At 62.1% G+C, this 1360-nt stretch carries 1 protein-coding gene; it reads left to right on the top strand.

Annotated elements, in window-relative coordinates:
• Nucleotides 1–387 precede the first annotated feature (387 nt).
• Nucleotides 388–1227, top strand: a complete 840-nt coding sequence (locus ACFUJR_RS39290; RefSeq protein ID WP_383181769.1) for an IS5 family transposase — start codon at nucleotides 388–390, stop codon at nucleotides 1225–1227.
• Nucleotides 1228–1360 lie beyond the last annotated feature (133 nt).

Here is a 1360-nt window from a genome sequence, read left to right as displayed (position 1 = left end):
GGCCGGACGTCCTGGGATGAGACAGACACACGTCGCATCCCGTCCCACCCGTCACCCCACCCGGCGCCCAGGCACCCACCACCTCTGCAACCTCAGCAGCACCACAATCACGCACCCCGAATATCTACCGATACGCAGACAACCCAGGTGAAAACGACCTCTGAGAGGGCGTTTAGGTAAGTTCACTCCGTAATGGTGCTTTCGTCGCTGCCCTTGATTGCTCTGCTTTGAGTGATAAGCGCATCTTGCATCCTCTCCTCGAGTGGGAGCGGCTGCCCGTTTCGCTCGCTTCCGCTGCTGGAAGTCCGTCTGATTTGAAGATGCGACAGAACCTCCCGATAGCCGACGGAACGGCACCTTCCGGCCTTTCCGTGGGAACGCTACGGCGTGAGCCAGTTGAAGCCGTACCCCAGCGACCTGTCCGACGCCCGGTGGGCCTTGATCGAACCGACCCTGATGGCCTGGCGGAAAGCGCGACTCGACCGCAGGCCCACCGGACAGCCGGCGAAAGTCGACCTCCGCGACGTGTTCAACGCGATTCTCTACGTGAACCGCACCGGAATACCCTGGAAGTACCTCCCGCACGACTTCCCGAGCCACGCCACCGTCTACTTCTACTACGCCGCCTGGCGCGACGAGGGAATCTTCGCCCAGCTCAATTACGACCTCACCGCCCTGGCCCGCGTGAAGGAAGGTCGCAAGCCCGAACCGACGGGCTCCGTCATCGACACCCAGAGCGTGAAGACCTCCACCAACGTGCCCGTGACCAGCCAGGGAACCGACGCCGCGAAGAAGATCGTGGGCCGGAAGCGGGGCATCCTGACCGACACGATCGGCCTCATCCTCGCCGTGACCGTCGCTGGCGCCGGCCTCTCCGAGAACGCCCTGGGAATACGCCTCCTCGACCAAGCCAAGAAGACGTACCCAACTATCGCCAAGAGCTGGGTAGACACCGGCTTCAAGAAGGCCGTCGTCGAGCACGGCGCGCAGCTCGGAATCGACGTCGAAGTCGTCAACAGGGACCCCGGAGTTCGCGGCTTTCACGTCGTGAAAAGACGCTGGGTAGTGGAGCGGAGCATCGGGTGGATCATGATGCACCGCCGCCTCGCCCGCGACTACGAGACCCTCACCACCAGCTCCGAGGCGATGATCCACGTCGCCTCGATCGACAACCTTGCCAAGCGTATAACGGACGAGACCACACCAACCTGGCGAGGGACCCACTAGGGCTTAAGTGGCAATTCGGCTATATCAAACGCGCTCTGAGAGGTCGTTTTCACCTGGGTTGTCTGCGTATCGGTAGATATTCGGGGTGCGTGATTGTGGTGCTGATGAGGTTGCAGAGGTGGTGGGTGCCTGG

Source organism: Streptomyces sp. NPDC057271, from assembly GCF_042668715.1.
Lineage (GTDB): Bacteria > Actinomycetota > Actinomycetes > Streptomycetales > Streptomycetaceae > Streptomyces.
This window is presented reverse-complemented; position numbering and strand designations above follow the sequence as displayed.